Source organism: Blastococcus carthaginiensis (assembly GCF_030731085.1).
Lineage (GTDB): Bacteria > Actinomycetota > Actinomycetes > Mycobacteriales > Geodermatophilaceae > Blastococcus > Blastococcus carthaginiensis.
On the sequence record NZ_JASNFN010000004.1, the window covers coordinates 20,026 to 37,316 of the forward strand.

Annotated in this window: 15 protein-coding genes and 1 pseudogene; 10 read left to right on the forward strand and 6 right to left on the reverse strand. The window is 71.5% G+C overall.

Annotation, left to right across the window (positions count from 1 at the left end; genetic code table 11):
• Positions 1-34: 34 nt before the first annotated feature.
• The gene (locus tag QOZ88_RS05110; protein ID WP_305998716.1) at positions 35-646 is read right to left on the reverse strand and encodes a TetR/AcrR family transcriptional regulator; all 612 of its coding nucleotides are present in this window, start codon (positions 644-646) and stop codon (positions 35-37) included.
• A gap of 127 nt (positions 647-773) precedes the next feature.
• On the opposite strand from QOZ88_RS05110, the gene QOZ88_RS05115 reads away from it, so the two are divergent.
• The 3 genes from QOZ88_RS05115 to QOZ88_RS05125 are packed head-to-tail and all read left to right on the forward strand — an operon-like array spanning position 774 to position 4,016.
• Complete coding sequence (locus tag QOZ88_RS05115; RefSeq protein ID WP_305998717.1) at positions 774-941, forward strand: hypothetical protein; 168 nt, start codon at positions 774-776, stop codon at positions 939-941.
• Entirely contained in the window at positions 938-2,398 is a 1,461-nt protein-coding gene (locus QOZ88_RS05120) for a purine-cytosine permease family protein (RefSeq protein ID WP_305998718.1), read from the forward strand. Before QOZ88_RS05115 ends, QOZ88_RS05120 begins: the two co-directional genes overlap by 4 nt.
• Entirely contained in the window at positions 2,379-4,016 is a 1,638-nt protein-coding gene (locus tag QOZ88_RS05125) for an amidohydrolase (protein ID WP_305998719.1), read from the forward strand. The genes QOZ88_RS05120 and QOZ88_RS05125 overlap by 20 nt, the downstream gene beginning before the upstream one ends.
• Positions 4,017-4,107: 91 nt before the next feature.
• On the opposite strand, the pseudogene QOZ88_RS05130 reads toward QOZ88_RS05125, so the two are convergent.
• Positions 4,108-4,867, reverse strand: a pseudogene (locus QOZ88_RS05130) (transposase); the annotation flags it as partial.
• Positions 4,864-5,154, reverse strand: a complete 291-nt coding sequence (locus tag QOZ88_RS05135) for a nucleoside hydrolase (protein WP_305998720.1) — start codon at positions 5,152-5,154, stop codon at positions 4,864-4,866. The pseudogene QOZ88_RS05130 and the gene QOZ88_RS05135, both read right to left, overlap by 4 nt.
• A 347-nt stretch (positions 5,155-5,501) precedes the next feature.
• Here QOZ88_RS05135 and QOZ88_RS05140 point away from each other — a divergent pair, with 347 nt between their 5' ends.
• Together QOZ88_RS05140 and QOZ88_RS05145 are read left to right on the forward strand one after the other, a co-directional pair.
• Positions 5,502-6,143 (forward strand): hypothetical protein, encoded by a 642-nt coding sequence (locus tag QOZ88_RS05140; protein WP_305998721.1) that lies wholly within the window; start codon positions 5,502-5,504, stop codon positions 6,141-6,143.
• A gap of 94 nt (positions 6,144-6,237) precedes the next feature.
• On the forward strand, positions 6,238-7,623 hold the full coding sequence (locus QOZ88_RS05145) for a NupC/NupG family nucleoside CNT transporter (protein ID WP_305998722.1): 1,386 nt from the start codon (positions 6,238-6,240) through the stop codon (positions 7,621-7,623).
• 246 nt (positions 7,624-7,869) lie between these two features.
• Here the strand turns inward: QOZ88_RS05145 and QOZ88_RS05150 are convergent, their stop codons facing one another.
• Genes QOZ88_RS05150 through QOZ88_RS05160 form a run of 3 tightly spaced genes read right to left on the reverse strand, consistent with a single transcriptional unit; the run spans position 7,870 to position 10,149 of the window.
• Complete coding sequence (locus QOZ88_RS05150) at positions 7,870-8,463, reverse strand: TetR/AcrR family transcriptional regulator (RefSeq protein WP_305998723.1); 594 nt, start codon at positions 8,461-8,463, stop codon at positions 7,870-7,872.
• A 55-nt stretch (positions 8,464-8,518) separates the two neighbouring features.
• Positions 8,519-9,982, reverse strand: a complete 1,464-nt coding sequence (locus tag QOZ88_RS05155; protein WP_305998724.1) for a cytosine permease — start codon at positions 9,980-9,982, stop codon at positions 8,519-8,521.
• Positions 9,979-10,149 carry a hypothetical protein gene (locus QOZ88_RS05160; protein WP_305998725.1) on the reverse strand — a complete coding sequence of 57 codons (171 nt, stop codon included), beginning with the start codon at positions 10,147-10,149 and terminating at the stop codon, positions 9,979-9,981. Before QOZ88_RS05160 ends, QOZ88_RS05155 begins: the two co-directional genes overlap by 4 nt.
• A 113-nt stretch (positions 10,150-10,262) precedes the next feature.
• Here QOZ88_RS05160 and QOZ88_RS05165 point away from each other — a divergent pair, with 113 nt between their 5' ends.
• The 5 genes from QOZ88_RS05165 to QOZ88_RS05185 all read left to right on the forward strand — a co-directional run bounded on the left by QOZ88_RS05165 (position 10,263) and on the right by QOZ88_RS05185 (position 17,110).
• Positions 10,263-11,645, forward strand: coding sequence for a flavin monoamine oxidase family protein (locus QOZ88_RS05165; RefSeq protein ID WP_305998726.1), 1,383 nt, complete (start codon positions 10,263-10,265; stop codon positions 11,643-11,645).
• Positions 11,645-13,684, forward strand: coding sequence for an acetate--CoA ligase family protein (locus QOZ88_RS05170; RefSeq protein WP_305998727.1), 2,040 nt, complete (start codon positions 11,645-11,647; stop codon positions 13,682-13,684). The genes QOZ88_RS05165 and QOZ88_RS05170 overlap by 1 nt, the downstream gene beginning before the upstream one ends.
• Positions 13,671-14,477, forward strand: coding sequence for an SDR family oxidoreductase (locus QOZ88_RS05175; RefSeq protein ID WP_305998728.1), 807 nt, complete (start codon positions 13,671-13,673; stop codon positions 14,475-14,477). Before QOZ88_RS05170 ends, QOZ88_RS05175 begins: the two co-directional genes overlap by 14 nt.
• Complete coding sequence (locus QOZ88_RS05180; RefSeq protein ID WP_305998729.1) at positions 14,474-15,889, forward strand: aldehyde dehydrogenase family protein; 1,416 nt, start codon at positions 14,474-14,476, stop codon at positions 15,887-15,889. The genes QOZ88_RS05175 and QOZ88_RS05180 overlap by 4 nt, the downstream gene beginning before the upstream one ends.
• Positions 15,890-15,955: 66 nt before the next feature.
• Positions 15,956-17,110, forward strand: a complete 1,155-nt coding sequence (locus tag QOZ88_RS05185) for an acyl-CoA dehydrogenase family protein (protein ID WP_305998730.1) — start codon at positions 15,956-15,958, stop codon at positions 17,108-17,110.
• Positions 17,111-17,291: the final 181 nt, after the last annotated feature.

Consider the following 17,291-nt stretch of genomic DNA (forward strand, 5'->3'; position numbering starts at 1 on the left):
CTGAGTCGGCGGCGTCCGGACAGCAGCCACCCCCTCAGCCGGGCGGGTCCTCACGGAGCAGCGCGGCCAATCCCCGCTCGAATCCCACGTCATCGACGGCCGCGAGGTCGCTGGCGCGGCCGAGCGCCAGCGCCAGGGACGGGTAACGGCCCGCGTACTCCGCCGGCGGACGGGTGAAGCCCCCCGTGAAGGGGACCAACGCCGACCCGAGGGCCAGGTACTCGATCGAGGCGAGGAGCTGCAGCGCGCGCTCGGGCGGCCAGCCGGCGCGGAGCAGCGCAGCCAGCGCCGCGTCGTAGACACGAAGAGCCTGCTCGGTCTCGACCGCCTGACGAGCGATGAGCGACAGCGCCGCAGGATGTGCCTGGAACGCCCGGCGGTAGCTGTGAGCGAAAGCGGTGATGCCGCGGCGCCAGTCCGGATCGTCCAGGCAGTCCCTGTCGATCTCCCCGTCGATCAACTCGATGACGACATGGAGGATCTCGTCCTTCGACCGCAAGTGGTTGTACAAGGACGGCGACTGCACGCCGAGCCTCGCCGCGAGACGACGCACGGTCAGGGCGGCGGCGCCCTCCTCGTCGAGGATCGCGAGCGCTGTCCGCGCGATGCCGTCTCGCGTGAGCGCGAGGTCGGACCGTCGCCCCACCGTTCACCTCCGTCTCGGCCCGAGTTGCTCGAACCAGGCTCTTCCCATCGGTCAGATGTGACGCTAATCTCCCCGAAAACTAGCACTGCTAGTTCAGCTCGGCGCGAGCCCTTCGAGAGGACCCACCATGACGCACGACTTCGACCGCGAGCTGCAGGCGCGGCTCGCGGTGATCGAGGACCCGGGCTACGTCGACCCGGCGCGAGCCGACCTGCCCGGTCGGGACCTGGCGCTCCTGGTCGTCCTCGGAGGACTTCTGATCGTGCTGATGATCGTCTGGAGCTACCCGGCATGAGCTCCTCGACCTCCGGCCGGGCCCCGGGCCGGCAGGCCACCGGTGCAGCGGCCCCGGGCAACGCCGGCACCAGCGACCTGCCCACCCTGTCCTCCGAGCGCATCTGGGGCTTCTGGTCCTTCACCTCGGTCAACATCGGGCTGGCCATCGCGACCTGGGCCTTCCTCAGCGGCGGCACGCTCGCCTTCTTCGTCGGCGCGAAGACGGCCATCGCCGCCAGCGTCATCGGCAATCTCGTGGGCGTCGCCCTGGTGGCGCTGACGACCTGCATCCCCTCGGCCAAGTACGGCCTGGAGCAGTACACCGCGCTGCGCACCGTCTTCGGGGGCAACGGTTCCCGGGCGCTGGTCCTCGTGCTCTTCCCGCTCGCCGCGGCGGGCTGGAACGCGATCCTCGCGATCATGTTCGGCCGGGCCATCGTCAACGTGAGCAACTCGACGCTCGGCACGGACTTCGGACCCAACGGCGCCATGGTGATCGCCGCCGCCCTCTTCGCGATCCTCCTCTCCTGGCTCCTGCTGGTGAAGGGCCCGGTCTCCATCGAGTGGGTCAACAAGTTCGTCGCACCGGCGCTCGTCCTCGTGACCGTGGTGATGCTCGGGGCGATCTTCACCGAGCACTCGTGGTCCGAGCTGCTGGCAGCCCCGCCGCTGGCGCCGTTCGGCGACCCCGGACTGGACTGGGCGATCGCGGTGGAGCTCAGCCTCGGCGTCGGCTTCTCGTGGTGGACGATCATGGGCAACCTGGCGCGGTTGACCACAACGCAGCGCGTCGCGTTCTGGCCGAACATGATCGGGCTCTTCCTCGCCAGCGTGGTCGCCGGTGTGGTCGGCTCGTTCGCCGCCCTGGTGCTGGGCGACGCCGATCCGACGGTCTGGATGGTCCCGCTCGGCGGCGCCGTGCTGGGCGTACTGGCGCTGGTCTTCGTGGGCTTCGCGAACGTGACGAGCATGGTGGGCCAGACCTACTCCGGCAGCCTCGCGATCCGGCGGGCCGGCGGCGATCCGGCGCGGCGGCTCCCGTGGCCGGTGCTCGCCGGTCTGCTCTTCGCCCCCGCCGCCGTCGTGGTCTTCTGGCCGGGAGCCATCTACGACAACTACTTCAAGTTCCTCGCGTGGGTGTCGCTCATCCTGGCCCCGCTGTGCGCGGTCTACTTCGTCGACTTCTTCTTGCTGCGGCGGCGGACTCTCGACGTCCGCGCCATCTACGAACCCGAAGGGGTGTCGCGCTACAGCTTCTGGGGCGGGTTCAACCCAGCCGCGTTCGTGGCCGTCGCCGCAGGTGCCTTCACCTACTACCAGCTGCTCGACCCGATCACCTTCGAGTCCGCGTCGATGTTCCGGTACACCACCGCGAGCCTGCCGGCTTTCCTGGTGGCCGCCGTCGTGCACTACGTGCTGACCCGGCTCGTCGTCGTCCCGAACGGGAGGGGCGGGTATGTCCACCAGCGACGCTGACCGCACCACGCTCTACCGCGGAGCGGCGGTGATCACAGGCGCCGAGGTGCCGGCGGCCGAGGCGCTCGTCGTCCGGGGCGACCGGCTGCTGCACGTCGGCACGGAGGAGGACGCACGGGCGGCCGCCGGGACCGCCGCCGAGGTCGTCGACCTCGACGGGGGGCTGGTCGTCCCCGGCTTCGTCGACGCGCACACCCACGTCCTGATGACCGGGGACGCGCTCACCCGGGCGCACCTGCGGGATGCGCACGACCTAGGGGAGGTCCAGCGACGGGTACGGGAGTGGGCCGACACCCACCCGGAAGCGCCCCGGGTCCTCGGACAGGGCTGGCTGTTCTCCTCGGTCCCGGGCGGCCGGCCCACGCGGGAGATGCTCGACGCCGTCTGTCCCGACCGGCCGGTCTACCTCGACGCCAACGACTACCACTCGGTGTGGTTGAACAGCCGGGCCCTGGCGGAGGTCGGCATCACGAGGGACACCCCCGACCCGGTCGGCGGCAGGATCGCGCGCGACCCGGTCACCGGCGAGCCGACGGGGCACGTCGACGAGACGGCCATGCAGGAGCTGGTGTGGCCGTTCCTGGAGGGCAGCCGCACGGATGCCGACCGGGACCGGCACCTGGACGCCGCCCTGTCCGCTTACGCCGCGGCCGGCATCACGGGCGTGGTCGACATGGCCGTCGACGAGCACGGGCTCGCCACGATGGCACGCGCGCAGGAGGCCGGCCGGCTCCCGGTGCGGATCGTCGGGCACTGGTTCATGGAGCGCGCCGGCGACACCGCGGATCACCTGGCGCAGGTGGCCACCGCGGCGCGCCTGGCCGAGGAGCACCGCTCCAGCTGGCTGCGCATGACGGGCGTGAAGTTCGTGGTGGACGGCGTCATCGACGGCTGCACCGCCGCGGTCAAGGCCCCGTACTCGAACGGTGCGCTGCCGGCGCCCATCTGGGACCTCGACACCCTGGCCCCTGCCGTCGCGGCCGCCGACGCTGCCGGCCTGCAGATCGCCATCCACGCGATCGGCGACGAGGCGATCCGCATCGCCCTCGACGCGCTGGAGCTCGCGGTCGACCGCAACGGGGCCCGGCTGCGGCGCCACCGCATCGAGCACCTGGAGTACACCGACCAGGCGGACGTGCCTCGGCTGGCGCGCCTCGGGATCACGGCGTCGATGCAGCCGGTGCACGCCGACCCCGCCGTCCAGGACAACTGGCGGGCGATGCTGGGCGACTCCCGCGTGGACCGGGGCTACCCGTGGCCAGAATTCACCGAAACCGGAGCCCGGCTCGCCTTCGGCACGGACGCGCCGACGGCGCCGCACTTCCCGCTGCCCAACCTCTACATCGCCGCGACCCGACGGTCCGCGCTGGACCCGTCTCTGCCGCCCAACGTGCCCCGCTTCGCACTGCCGCTGGCAGACGCCCTCCGGCACGCGACCTACGACGCCGCCTGGTCCTGCTGCGCGGAGAACGAGCGGGGAATGCTCACCGACGGTCGGCTGGCGGACTTCACGGTCATCGACCGCGACCCGTTCACCGACGGGGTCGACGCCCTCCTGGAGGCCCGCGTGGTGCGGACCGTGGCAGGCGGCATCGCCACGCACGTAGGGGCCTCCTGAGCCGGGTCCTGCGCCGGGCGTCGCCACTCCGGTCGGCGCCTGGCGCGGGAAGGTGGCGAGGGTGACGGGATGGCAAAGCCCCGGTGCGCCGCCGGCCCTCGCTGCCGGTTCGCCATTTCACCGTCTTGCGGAACGCCGGCCGGTGTTCGGCGGCCTGTCTGGCCTTGCCAGGCCTGCCCTTGCGCGGAATGACGACGGTCCGGACGCCGAGCGCGTGAAGATCGTCCTCGACGCTCTTCTCGCCGTAGCCGCGGTCGGCGGTGACGGTGCCCGGACGCCGACCTGTGCGGGCGATGACCCGCTCGACGGCGGGGCCAGCCGCGGCGCGTCCGGCGGGTTGCCCTGCGCCACGGTGTGGTCGAGCACCACCCGTCGGCGTTGTTGGCGACCTGGGCCTTGTCACCGAACTCGACCGGCCGGCCCAGCCGTCCCTTGGCGGTCGGCCGGGCATCGCCGATCGTGCAGGCTGACCCGGCGGGTGGCCCCGTCCGGCCGTCGACGGCGGCGCTCCCGCAGCGGACGGTCAGCTTCATCAGCGTCGTCGGGTGCGGCACCCGGCCATCCAGCGGGATCCGGCAGAACCGCCGCCACGTGATCGAGTCCGCGACCTCCCGGCACAGGCTCTCGTAGCGCAGCCGGTAGCGGAACTTCACGGGCATCATTCGCAGATAGGTCTCCATCGGCGTCGACGGGCGCCCCATCCGCGGATCGAAGAATGGCACGAACGGCGCGAAGAACGCCGGGTCCTCAAGCAGCACGTCGCCCGGGGACAGCTCCTCGGGCAGCCGGACCACCTCCGTCGGCAGCACCGCCTCCCACAGGCTCCTGGACGGACGGCTCGTGCTCGTCACCGGGAGGCCCGGGGGCGGCCGAGGCGCGGCTGTTCGCGGACCTGGGGCCGCGGTCGTGGTGAACGCGACGTAGAGGCGACGGCGGCTGCGATCGACATCGGCCGGTCCGCGACGGGGCACTCCCTCGACGTCCGAGACGCGGCCGACTCCAGGGACGCGTTGCCCGCGACGCAGGTGACGGCGAGGACCTCGATGCCGGGATGCCGCACTGCCAGCAGCAGGGCCAAGGCGTCGTCGACGCCGGTGTCGACGACGAGCAGCACCCGCACCGGCCGTGTCGTGGTCATTCGACGTGCACCCATGGCTTTCGGCGATCTCGGAGATCGGAGGGCGTCGCGGATCTCGATCGCATGTCCCGACTGACCTGGGCAGGAAACGGGAAACCGCCGGCGCAGGCGGTCGACGAATGCGGGCGTCTCGGCCGACGTCGACCCGAGGACGACGGGTGTGCACGTCCTCGAGGGCGATCACTCGACCGGCCTGCTGCTGCCCGATCGCCCGGCACGGAAGCGGCCTCAGGTGGAAGAGTCGCACCTCACCCAGGTCGCGGGGCGTACCGGATGGGGACCACCTCGTTGACGAAGGCGACCAAGGCGCCCGTCCAGCCGGCGCAGGTCTTGAAAGGGGATGCGGCATGGGCGTCATCGACCTCGTGGGCTGGTTCGGGTCGGCGCTGCTCGTCTACTCCTTGCTGCAGACCCGCGTCCTGCGCTTCCGGGTCCTCAACCTGCTCGCCGCCCTCGTCCTCGTCGGCTACAACGCGGTCATCGCGGTGTGGCCGATGGTGGCGATGAACGTAGTCATCGCGGCCATCAACGCGGCGGTCATCTGGCGACTGCAGCGCCACCGACACGACGTGCGCAGCTACGACGTCGTCCCGATCGGGCCTGGCGAGCCCTACCTGCGCCATGTCCTGGAACGCCACCGCCAGGACATCCGGCGTTTCCACCCACACGTGCAGTGGCCACCCGCCGAGGGCGAGCCCCTGGCTTTCCTCGTGCTCACCAGCGGGGACACCGGTGGGGAGACTGCGGGCGTCGTCCTGGCCCACCGCACGCAGGATCGCGCCACCGCGCGGATCGACGTGGACTACGTGCTGCCGCGCTACCGCGACTTCACTCCTGGCGAGTTCGTCTACCGCCCCGACGGTCCCTTCGCGGCGAGCGGTGTGCGCCGGGTGCTGGCCCCACGCGACGTGCGGGGCGCAGACGCCTATCTGGCCCGGACAGGCTTCCGGGCCGAGGGCGAGGAGCGGGTGCTCACCCTGGCCGGCTGACCCGGCCCGCTCAGTCCCAGGCGCCGCTGCGGTATCGCCCCCGGCCGAGCGCGGGCAGGATGGGCGGACTGTCTCGTGCTGACGGGGGGCGGCCATGGTCGATGTGCTCTGGGGGCTGGGCGGCATGGTCGTCGTCCTGGCCATCGCGGTCGCATTCTCGGTCGACCGGCGGGCGATCCGGCTACGGACCGTGGCCGGCGCCCTCGCCCTCCAGGTCGGGTTCGCCGTCGTCGTCCTGTACTGGCCGGCCGGACAGCGGGCACTGGAGGTCGTCAGCGACGGCGTGCAGGCGGCCATCGGGGCCTCCCGCGACGGCATCGAGTTCGTCTTCGGGCCCGCGCTGCCCGCCGAGGGAGTCGTCTTCGCCTTCCAGGTCCTCCCGGTCATCATCTTCTTCGCGGCGCTGACGTCGGTGCTCTACCACCTCGGCGCCCTGCAGCAGGTCGTGCGGGTGATCGGCGGCGGCCTGGCCAAGGCGCTCGGCACGACGCGGCCGGAGTCGATGAACGCGGCCGCCAACATCTTCGTGGGTCAGACCGAGGCGCCGCTGGTCATCAGACCGTACGTGGCGGGCATGACGCGCTCGGAGCTGTTCGCCGTCATGGTGGGCGGCCTGTCGACCGTCGCCGGGTCGGTGCTGGTCGGGTACGCGCTCCTGGGCGCGCAACTGGAGTACCTGCTCGCGGCCAGCTTCATGGCCGCACCGGCTGCGCTGCTCATGGCCAAGCTCGTGTTCCCCGAAGGGGCGGCGGACACCCGCCGGCGCCCCGGGTCGGAGAAGACCCGCCGACGCCGCTGGTCGGAGAAGCTGCGCCTGCGCCGCGGGGAGCAGGCGGAGATGGCGGCGCGCCCCGCGGACAGCGCCGCGGCCACGGACGACGCGGCAGCCCCCCTCGACGACAACACCCGGGACGAGCACGCTCCCGCGGCCGAGCAGCGCGGCGCTACGACCGACGTGCTCAAGCACCGCAACGTCATCGACGCCGCCGCAGCGGGCGCCTCCGACGGGCTGCACCTGGCCCTCAACGTCGGGGCGATGCTCATCGCCTTCATCGCGCTCGTCGCCCTGCTCAACCTGCTGCTCGGCGCGGTGGGCGGCCTGTTCGGCGTCGACGACCTGACGTTCGAGCAGATCCTCGGCTGGGTGTTCGCGCCGCTGATGTTCCTCGTCGGCGTGCCGTGGGCGGAAGCGGTGCCGGCCGGCAGCTTCATCGGCCAGAAGGTGGTGCTCAACGAGTTCGTGGCCTTCAGCAACTTCGGGCCGGTGGTCGAGACCTTCAGCACGAAGGCGCAGGCGGTGATCACCTTCGCGCTCACCGGCTTCGCCAACCTCGGCTCCCTGGCGATCCTGCTCGGCGGCCTCGGCGGCATCGCCCCGGAGCGGCGCTCCGACATCGCCCAGCTGGGCCTCCGGGCCGTCTTGTGCGGCACGCTGGCCAACCTCATGAGCGCCGCGATCGCCGGAATCCTCATCGGCTGACGGCAACTAGGGAACCTCACCGGGTCGGCCTGGGTCTCGTGGTGGTCCTGGTAGCGCTGCACCGCATGGAGCGCCCCCAGCGGGCACGTGCGTGACGAGGCCCGGTTGACCGCCCGCGGGCGATCACGACCCTCGTCCGCCTGGACGCCGTGGACCGCCCCGTGCCGCGGGCGACATCCACGGTCGTCCCATCGTCCGTGCGCCGAAGGAGGCAGACCCGGGTCTCGAGGACCCCGACCGGTCGTGTCAGCGGACCAGGAGTCGGTCCACGAGTTCGCTGCACACCAGGCGCATGTGGTCCATGGACATGCCCGAGGAGCCGAGCAGACCCTGGATGCTGATCCCGTCGAGTGTCGCCACGACGACGTCGGCGAGGACGAGGGGGTCGCCGTCGGTGAAGTCTCCCGCTCGCTGCCCCTCCGCGACGATGTCCCCGACGATGCGCCGCCATTCGCCGTACGCCAGCTCGTTGAGCTTCTGCAGATCGGTGTCCTGCAGCGCGTCGGCCCACAGTTCGACCCACACATGCCAGGCGCGGACCGTGGCGTCCCCTTCCGGCAGGTAGGAGTCGATCAACGACCGCAGCTTCTCGCGCGCCGTTCCGGCGCCCTCGAGGACGCCGGAACGGCGCTTGAGCGAGTCGCTGAAGTTCGCCGCGAATGCGGCCTTGATCAGCTCGCGCTTGTTGTCGAAGTAGTAGTGGATGATGCCGGCGGACAGACCGGCGTCGCGGGCCACGTCGGCGACGCGCATCTCGGTGATGCCTCGTTCGGCGATGACGCGACATGCGGAGGCAAGGATCTGCGCCTTGCGCTCTTCCTCGACGCTGGGCCTGGCCATCGGTCTCCGTCCGTACCGCGAAGCCTCAGGCTAGCGGCTTGACTGTTCGGCCAGTTCACCGCCGCAGGTCATACCCCCCTCGTCCGAGGGGGCGGATGACCCCGAGGGTGAGGACGTAGTGGAGCGCACCGGCCACCGCAAAGGCCGGGAGGGACGCCGTCATGTACTCGAACGCGCCAGAAGGCTCGTACGTGACGGGGTTGAGCAGGAGGGCGTAGGTGAGCGCCCCCGCGGCCGTGGCGACCACGGCCACCGGGTTGAACCCAAGCCAGTAGCCATAGCCCGACTCCCCCTGCGGCAGGTACAGGTGCCGGACGTCCAGCCGCCCCCGGCGCAGGATGAAGAAGTCGACCAGCTGCACCCCGCACAGTGGGGCGAGCAGGATCGCGCCCCAGGAGACGAACCGGGCGTAGTTGTCGTACACGGCGGAGGGGAAGAACACGAGGACCGCGGCCGGCAGCAGGAGCCCCGCCGCCAGCACCGTCCACGAGATTCCGCGCAGCGCGCGACCGCCACCACCTTTGAGCGCCACGAGCGAGCTGTAGCCCTGGCTGACGATGCTGGTGACGTTGGCCAGCCCCACGAACGCGAGGGCGATCACCCCGAGGACGGCGCCACCGAGCGGGACCATCCACAGCGTGGGGTCCTCCGAACCGAGGGCCAGCGCGGCGAAGACCCCCACGATGGCCGCCACCACGGAGGCGAGGAACAGCCCGAGGGCGTTGGGCCAGAACGCGGCCCGGGTGCTCGTGGTGATCCGGGACAGGTTGCCCACGTTCGGCCACCAGGCGAGCCCGCCGGCGATGTTCAGCTCGACGGCGAGCATGAAGTCGAGGTGGCGGTCGCCGTAGGGGTCCAGCGGCGGTACGGCCGCCAGCTCCGTCCACGAGGTGTTCCTGAAGATCAGGGCCAGCATCCCCAACGTCACGAGGACCAGTCCGGGAGCGACGATCCGGTTCACCCACCCGACCGACACCGCGCCCTTGGACAACACGATCCACGAGATGACGATGGCGGCCAGCCCGATGAAGCTGACGGCCACCCCGCCGCTGCTCAGCCGCGTACCGAACAGCTGGTTGGAGACGTTCGCGATCGCGTGCCCGAACATGATCGCCAGGACCGCAGACCACGCCGCGGCGAGGAGGGCCGACATCATGATCATGAGGATGCGCGCGCCGTTGGGACCGAAGGTGCTGCGCAGTGAGACGAATTGCTCGATCCCGTAGCGCGCGGTCACCAGGCAGGGCGCCAGAGCGACCAACAGGACACTGATCCCGTAGCCGATGACGATGCTGGCGATCGCGGCCTCGGCACCGACGAAGATCGCCACGGCGCCACCTTGCAGGAACGCCCACGTCGCGATGGCCAGACCGACGTTGACCGAGGAGTAGCTCCAGAAACCCCAGATGCGCTCTCGCCGGAGAACCGGTAGCTCGTTGAGCGTCGCGTCGCTGACCCCGGGGACCCCATCCTCGCCCACCTCGTGGTCGGGCGTGCCCTTCGCCGCGGTCGTGCTCACGAGAAGTATCCCCACCACGTGAAGCCCACGGTCAGGACGGCGACCCCGCCCACGGCGAGCACCAGATCGAGGACCGGCAAGGGCGGCAGGGGTCCCTCCCCGGATCCCTCGTCCTCGATGAGCGTCAGCCGGCGTTCCAACTCCGCAGCGAACTGCCTGTCGTCCATCGCGAGCCTCCAAAGTTGATCGGTGAGTCAGTCGATAATGTGAGCGGGGCCACGCCGCGTCAACCCTTGCAGCTGAATTGACTGACGAACCAGTTATGTGCCAGCCTGTGATCGTGACCACCCAACGAACCCTGCTGCTTCCGACGAGCGTTCCGGTCGTGGTGGTCGGAGCCGGGTACGCCGGCCTGAGCGCCGCGCTGGAGCTCGCCGACGCGGGCACGGCCTGCCTGGTGGTGGAATCCGCCGACCGCGTCGGCGGTCGCGCCTTCACCGAGCAGCGCGACACCGTGATCGATCACGGCGGCCAGTGGGTGGGCCCCACGCAGCACCACCTGCTCGCTCTGGCCGAGCGCTTCGGTTGCCCGACCTTCCACACCCACGAGACCGGCTGGCACCTGGAGCGTTGGAGCGACGGCACGTTGGCCCGCTACACCGGCGCAGCACCGGACGAGGCGGCCGGCATCGCCGAGTACTGGCAGGTCGCCCGGCGCCTCGACGAGCTGGCCGCGACGATCGACGTCGAGGACCCGACGAGCTCTCCGCACCTGGAGGAATGGGACAGCGTCACCGTGCGGTCCTGGTTCGACCGCACGGTGATCTCGCCCGATGCGCGGCGGCGTCTGGACCTGGCTGTTCAGGGCGTCTGGTCCACCGAGGCCCGGGACATCTCCGTGTTCCACCTGCTGTTCTACATCGCCTCCGCCGGCTCCTTCGAGCAGCTGATGGAGACCGACGGGTGCGCGCAGGAGCGCCGGTTCCACCGCGGTGCGCAGTCGCCGGCCCTGGCGGTGGCGGAGCAATTGGGCGACGCCGTCCGCACGCGCGTCACCGTGCTGGCGGTCGAGCAGGACGACAACGGCGTCGAGGTCCACACCGATGCGGGGACCGTCCGCGCACAGCGGGTCATCGTGGCGACGCCGCCGCCCGCCACGGCGCGGATCCGGTTCGGGCCACCGTTGCCGGTCGACCGCGCGCGCTGGATCCAGCGCAGCACCATGGGCGATGTCGCCAAGGTGCACGTGGTGTACGAGGCCCCGTTCTGGCGCGCCGAAGGACTGTCGGGCGTCGCGACGCTCTACGGCGAGGGCTCCGTCGGGGTGGTCTTCGACAACTCCCCCGACGACGCCTCGATCGGGGTGCTGGTCGCTTTCATCTACGGCGACCGGTTGCGCTCCTGGTCCGCGTTGGACCGAGAGGCCCGTCGTCAGCATGTGCTCGAGACGCTGACCCGGCTCTACGGCGACCGGGCGGGCGCTCCACGCGACTACGTCGAGAAGAACTGGCCAGAGGACGCCTACGCCCGCGGCGGCTACGCCGCCAACCCCGCACCCGGCGCATGGGCCGAGCACGGTGCCCGGGGATGGCGGCGACCCGTCGGGCGGATCCACTGGGCGGGCAGCGAGACGGCCAGTCGCTGGTACGGCTACATCGACGGCGCGATCTCCTCGGGCAAGCGCGCAGCACGCGAGGTCCTCGACGAGGAGGTGCCGTCCTGATGGCTGAACTCGGTCTCTTCCGTGATCCGGCGTCGGTCGCGGTCGTCGGCGCCTCGGACGACCGGGGCAAGTGGGGGTACTGGCTGGCCCGTGGTGCGCTGAGCGGTCGGCACCGCCGCAAGGTCTACCTGGTCAACCGATCGACCAGCAGCGTGCAGGGGGAATCCACCTACCCGGACGTCGCGTCCCTGCCGGAGCCTCCCGAGCTGCTGGTGCTGTGCGTGCCCCCGGCGTTCGTCGAGGGGGTCGTCGACGAGGCGCTCGCCCTGGGCGTGCGGGCCTTCCTCGGCATCACGGCCGGCGTCGCGAACGAAGCCCGGCTCGGGTCGAAGATCCGTGCCGCCGGCGCGCGCATCGTCGGGCCCAACAGCCTCGGGCTGTACGACGCGACGTCACAACTGCAGCTGGCCTGGGGGCACTTCACCCCGGGATCGCTGGCGATCGTGTCGCAGAGCGGTCAGCTGGGCTCGGAGATCGCCACCATGAGCGCGCGGGCGGGCCTGGGGGTCTCCCGTTTCGTCTCCGTCGGCAACCAGCTGGACGTCCACGCCGCCGAGCTCCTGGAGGACCTGCTCGACCACGGGGCGAGCTCGTTGGTCGCCCTCTACCTGGAGAGCTTCACCGACGGTCCGCAGCTGGTGGAGGTCCTGCAGCGGCTCCGAGCCGCGGGCAAGCCGACCGTGGTGCTCACCACGGGAGCCAGCGAGGGGAGCCAGCGGCTGGCCCAGTCGCACACCGGATCGCTGACCTCGGCGCTCGACACCGTCGACGCGGCGTGCCGCGCCGCAGGCGCGATCCGCGTGGCGACCCCCACCGAACTCGTCGACGTCGCCCGGTGCCTGGCCGTGTCGGCCCGGCCGACCGGGCGCCGCGTCGCCGTCGTCAGTGACAGCGGCGGCCAGGGCGGCATCGCCGCCGACGTCGCGGCGGCCCGTGGCCTGTCCACCCCGGTCTTCTCCGTGCCCCTGCAGGAGCGGCTGGCGACGATGCTGCCGGCGGGGGCCTCGGTCAGCAACCCGGTCGACCTGGCCGGCGCCGGCGAGGCGGACCTGCACACCTACGCCGTGCTCACCGAGCTGTTGATGACCTCCGGTGAGGTCGACACAGTGCTGCTGTCGGGCTACCTGGGTTGCTACGGCGAGGACAACCCGGCGACCGAGCGCGCGGAACTGGCCGTCGTCGACCGCCTCGGGTCGGCCGTGGCCTCGGCCGGCGTGCCGCTGCTGGTGCACAGCATGAGCCCGGACTCGCCAGCGGTCCGACGCATGTGGAACCAGGGCATCCCCGTTTTCGCAGCCATCGAGTCCGGCATGGGCGCCATCGCCAACGCGGCAGCCCTATCGCAGTGGCCGGGGCGGGAGCTCGATGCCGCCGCCGGCGCCCCGCTGACGGTGCAGCCGGACTACTGGGCGGCACGGGACGTGCTGAGCAGGATCGGCATCGACGCCCCCGCAGGCCGGCGGGTCGACTCGCCCGAACAGGTGGCCGCCGCGGCCGCCGAGCTCACGCCGCCGCTCGTGCTCAAGGCCGGCTGGCTGGCGCACAAGAGCGAGAGCGGCGGGGTGCGGCTCGGCCTGCGCACCGCTGCGGAGCTTGCGGCCGCTTACGAGGACATGGTCACGCGCCTGGGCGCGGGCGAGTACGTCGTGGAGGAGCAGGACACCCGCCCCGACGTCGTCGAGATGCTCGTCGGCGGGCGGCGCGACCGCGACTTCGGTCCGCTCATCGCCGTGGGCGCCGGCGGCACCGAGGCAGAGCTGTACCGCGACGTGTGCGTCGAGCTGGCGCCCGTCGACCACGCCACTGCGCTCGACATGGTCTCCCGGCTGCGCTGCCTCCCCCTCTTGCGGGGCTGGCGGGGGCGACCGCCGGTCGACCTGGCGGCGCTCGCCGACGTCGTGGTGGCGGTGTCCTGCGCGGTCGCGGCCACCCCGGAGATCGACGACCTCGAGGTCAACCCCCTCCGCGTCGGTCCGGCCGGAGCCCTGGCCGTCGACGCGCTGATCCTCTCGACTGGAGACACCGATGAAGCTCCCTGACCTGAGCGACGACTTCACCGACCGGGTCGCCGTCGTCACCGGCGGCGGTTCCGGCATCGGCCGGGCGATCGCCCGGCGGTACGCCGCCGCCGGCGGCACGGTGTACGTGCTGGGGCGCCGAGAGGAGCCGCTGACCGAGACGGTCCGGCTCATCACCGCTGCCGGCGGCCGCGCCACCCATCTGACCTGTGACATCCGGGACGCCGGCCGCGTCACCGAGGTCATCGACGGCGTCGCCGAGGCCGAGGGGCGGGTCGACGCCCTGGTGAACAACGCCGCCGGCAACTTCGTCGTCCCTGGCGAGGAGCTGAGCCCGAACGGCTGGAAGGCGGTGATCGACATCGTGCTCAACGGCACCTTCTACGCCACGCGCACCGCCGCCCAGCACATGCTCGCGGTCGGCCGCGGGTCGATCCTCAACGTCATCGCCACCTACGCCTGGCACGGGCATCCCGGCACGGTGCACAGCGCGGCCGCGAAAGGTGGCGTCGTGGCGATGACCCGCACCCTCGCCGTCGAGTGGGCGGCGCGCGGCGTCCGGTTGAACTGCATCGCGCCCGGCCCGACGGAGACCGAGGGCGCCGGGCAGGCCCTGTGGGGCTCCGATGCCGCACGATCCCGGGTCCAGGGAAGCGTTCCTGCCGGCCGGTTCGCCGATCCCGCGGAGATCGCCGAGTCGGCGGCGTTCCTGCTCAGTGACCGCGCCGACTACGTGACCGGCGAGGTGCTCGTGGTCGACGGCGCGCAGTGGCTGGGCAAGTCCGTCTACACCGACGACCGGGCCCCGTCGTGAGCCGCGAGTTCGACGGCGCACTGATCGGCGGCCGCTGGCGCCGGGTGCAGGGGCGGACCAGGGTCGAGAACCCGGCTGACGGCTCGACAGCGGGGTGGTGCGGCAGCGGGACGCCGGCCGATGTCAGCGCTGCTGTCGATGCCGCACGGCGGGCCTCCTCGACGTGGGCGCGGACCAGCCCGCAGGAGCGCGCCGACTGCCTCGACGCGCTGATCGACGCACTCCGGGCGCGCCGGGACGAGCTGGTCGACGTGACCGTGGCCGAGGTCGGGGCACCGGTGTCCGTCGCCCGCGAGTCGCACGTCGATCTGGCGCTCGACGTCTTCGCGTCGGCGGCGCGCCATGCGCGCGCGTTTGAATTCGAAGCGCAGCTGGGTCCGTCGCTGCTGATCCGCAAGCCTGCGGGGGTGGTCGCGGCGATCACGCCGTGGAACTACCCGCTGTACCAGCTGGCGGCGAAGGTCGGTCCGGCGCTGGCGGCCGGCTGCACGGTCGTCCTCAAGCCGGCCGAGCTCGCCCCCCTGTCGGCCCACCAGTTCGCGCAGGCCGTTCTCGACGCGGGCCTGCCGGAAGGGGTCGTCAACCTCGTGCCAGGCAGCGGGTCCGTGGTCGGCGCCGCGCTGGCCGGCCACCCCGGCGTGGACCTCGTGTCCTTCACCGGCTCCACGGCCGTGGGGCGGCAGGTGGCCGCCGCGGCGGCGGCCAACCTCGCCCGCGTCTCCCTGGAGCTCGGCGGCAAGTCGGCGAGCATCGTGTGCCCCGGCGCCGACCTCGGGTCGGCGGTGCGCGCCACGGTCGACTCCGCGATGCTCAACAGCGGCCAGACCTGCAGTGCGTGGACCCGCCTGCTCGTTCCCCGCGACGACCTGCAGTCGGCGCTCGCGATCGCCGCCGAACACGGCACGAGCCTCGTGGTGGGTGACCCTCGCGCAGAGGACACCGATCTGGGTCCCCTGATCAGCGCCGCCCAGCGCGACTCCGTCCGTGCCGTCATCGACTCCGCGCGCCGTCGCGGAGCGCGCGTCGTGACCGGCGGCACCCAGTCACCCCGAGGGCTCGACGAGGGCCACTACCTGCCGCCCACCGTGCTCGCCGATCTCCCGGTGTCCGATCCGGCCAGCCAGGAGGAGATCTTCGGCCCTGTCCTGGTCGTCCACGGCTACGACACCGTCGACCAGGCCGTGCGGATCGCGAACGGCACCGCCTACGGGCTGTCCGGGGCGGTCTTCGCCGCCGACGAGCAGACGGCGATGGACGTGGCGCGTCAGCTCGAGACCGGGCAGGTCGACGTCAACGGAGCGCCCTTCAACGTCGACGCGCCCTTCGGCGGCTGGAAGGCGTCCGGCATCGGCCGCGAGCTCGGCCCCGTGGGCCTCGAGGAGTACACGCAACTGACCTCCATCCAGCGTTGAGCGCAAACCGACCCCTCGCCGGCTGAGCCGGCCCGCATGCCCGACCCACCACCGGAGGAGACCACCATGTCCGACGCCATCGAGTACTGGCCGCTCACCGATGACCAGCGCGCCATCGTCGCGCTCACGAAGCAGTTCGCGGCGGAGGAGATCCGCCCCCGCGGCCGCGCCGTCGACGAGGCCGACACCGAGCCACCCGTCGACATCTTCCGTAGTGCCGCGAAGGTCGGCATCACCGACTTCATGCTGCCCGAGCAGTACGGCGGCGGCGGCTTCACCGACGTCTTCACCCAGTGTCTCGTGCAGGAGCAGCTCTGCTGGGGCGATCCCGGCATCGGCAACTTCGTCTGCTCCAACGGCTTCTTCGGCGACCCGGTGCTCGCCATCGGAACGGAGGAGCAGAAGGCGAAGTGGCTGCCTCCACTCACCGGCCCGGACGGGCTGATGACGGCCGTGGCCACTACGGAACCGGGTTCCGGATCGGACGCGGCATCGATCGTGACGCGAGCGCGCAAGGTGGACGGCGGCTACGAGATCAGCGGCCAGAAGGCGTGGATCTCCAACGCCGGCCTCGCCGATCAGTACGTCGTCTTCGCCAAGACCGACCCGAACCAGCGATCCAGGGGCGTCACGGCCTTCCTGATGACCAAGGACACGCCGGGCATGACCTTCGGCGAGCCGATGAAGAAGATGGGACAGCGGGCCATCGTGTGCCGCGAGATCTTCTTCGACCAGGCGTTCGTGCCCGAGGAGAACCGGCTCGGCGAGGAGGGTCAGGGCTTCTACGGCCTGATGCGGACGTTCGACATCTCCCGCGTCGTCCTCGCCGCTGCGGCTACCGGCGCGGCACGGGCCGCCTACGAGTACGCCCTCGACTACGCGCGCAACCGGACACAGTTCGGCAAGCCGATCTTCGAGCACCAGGCGGTCGCGTTCCGGCTGGCCGACATGGCCACCCGGATCGAGTCGTCGTGGCTGCTGACGCTGCACGCCGCTCGCCAGCTCGACGCCGGCCACAACGTCAACGGCCTGGCCGCGATGGCCAAGCTGCAGGCATCGGAGACGGCGATGTTCTGCACGTGGGCAGCGGTGCAGACGCTGGGCGGGTGGGGCTACTCGCGCGACTACCCGGTCGAGCAGTGGATGCGCGACGTCAAGCTGGAGGAGATCGAGGAGGGCACCTCCGACATCATGCGCCTGGTCATCTCCCGCAACCTCTGAGTCGCCCGCGGTGTCCGCCGGTACCGAGCCGTCCTCGCCTCGGTACCGGCGCATCCTGGCTCACGCCAGGGCGTGGGCACCCCGTCTGCGAATCAACGGCGGATCAGCCCTCGAGCAGTTGCGGTCGCCACCGCTGCAGTCCGTACGTCGACGCCGAGCTTGGTGTAGATGTGCACGAGGT

What these genes read in the sequence shown, in the direction of transcription:
- QOZ88_RS05115 (WP_305998717.1), top strand. Translation starts at nt 774, where the DNA reads ATGACGCACGACTTCGACCGCGAGCTGCAGGCGCGGCTCGCGGTGATC.
- QOZ88_RS05120 (WP_305998718.1), top strand. Translation starts at nt 938, where the DNA reads ATGAGCTCCTCGACCTCCGGCCGGGCCCCGGGCCGGCAGGCCACCGGT.
- QOZ88_RS05125 (WP_305998719.1), top strand. Translation starts at nt 2,379, where the DNA reads ATGTCCACCAGCGACGCTGACCGCACCACGCTCTACCGCGGAGCGGCG.
- QOZ88_RS05135 (WP_305998720.1), bottom strand. Translation starts at nt 5,154, where the DNA reads ATGACCACGACACGGCCGGTGCGGGTGCTGCTCGTCGTCGACACCGGC.
- QOZ88_RS05140 (WP_305998721.1), top strand. Translation starts at nt 5,502, where the DNA reads ATGGGCGTCATCGACCTCGTGGGCTGGTTCGGGTCGGCGCTGCTCGTC.
- QOZ88_RS05145 (WP_305998722.1), top strand. Translation starts at nt 6,238, where the DNA reads ATGGTCGATGTGCTCTGGGGGCTGGGCGGCATGGTCGTCGTCCTGGCC.
- QOZ88_RS05150 (WP_305998723.1), bottom strand. Translation starts at nt 8,463, where the DNA reads ATGGCCAGGCCCAGCGTCGAGGAAGAGCGCAAGGCGCAGATCCTTGCC.
- QOZ88_RS05160 (WP_305998725.1), bottom strand. Translation starts at nt 10,149, where the DNA reads ATGGACGACAGGCAGTTCGCTGCGGAGTTGGAACGCCGGCTGACGCTC.
- QOZ88_RS05170 (WP_305998727.1), top strand. Translation starts at nt 11,645, where the DNA reads ATGGCTGAACTCGGTCTCTTCCGTGATCCGGCGTCGGTCGCGGTCGTC.
- QOZ88_RS05175 (WP_305998728.1), top strand. Translation starts at nt 13,671, where the DNA reads ATGAAGCTCCCTGACCTGAGCGACGACTTCACCGACCGGGTCGCCGTC.
- QOZ88_RS05185 (WP_305998730.1), top strand. Translation starts at nt 15,956, where the DNA reads ATGTCCGACGCCATCGAGTACTGGCCGCTCACCGATGACCAGCGCGCC.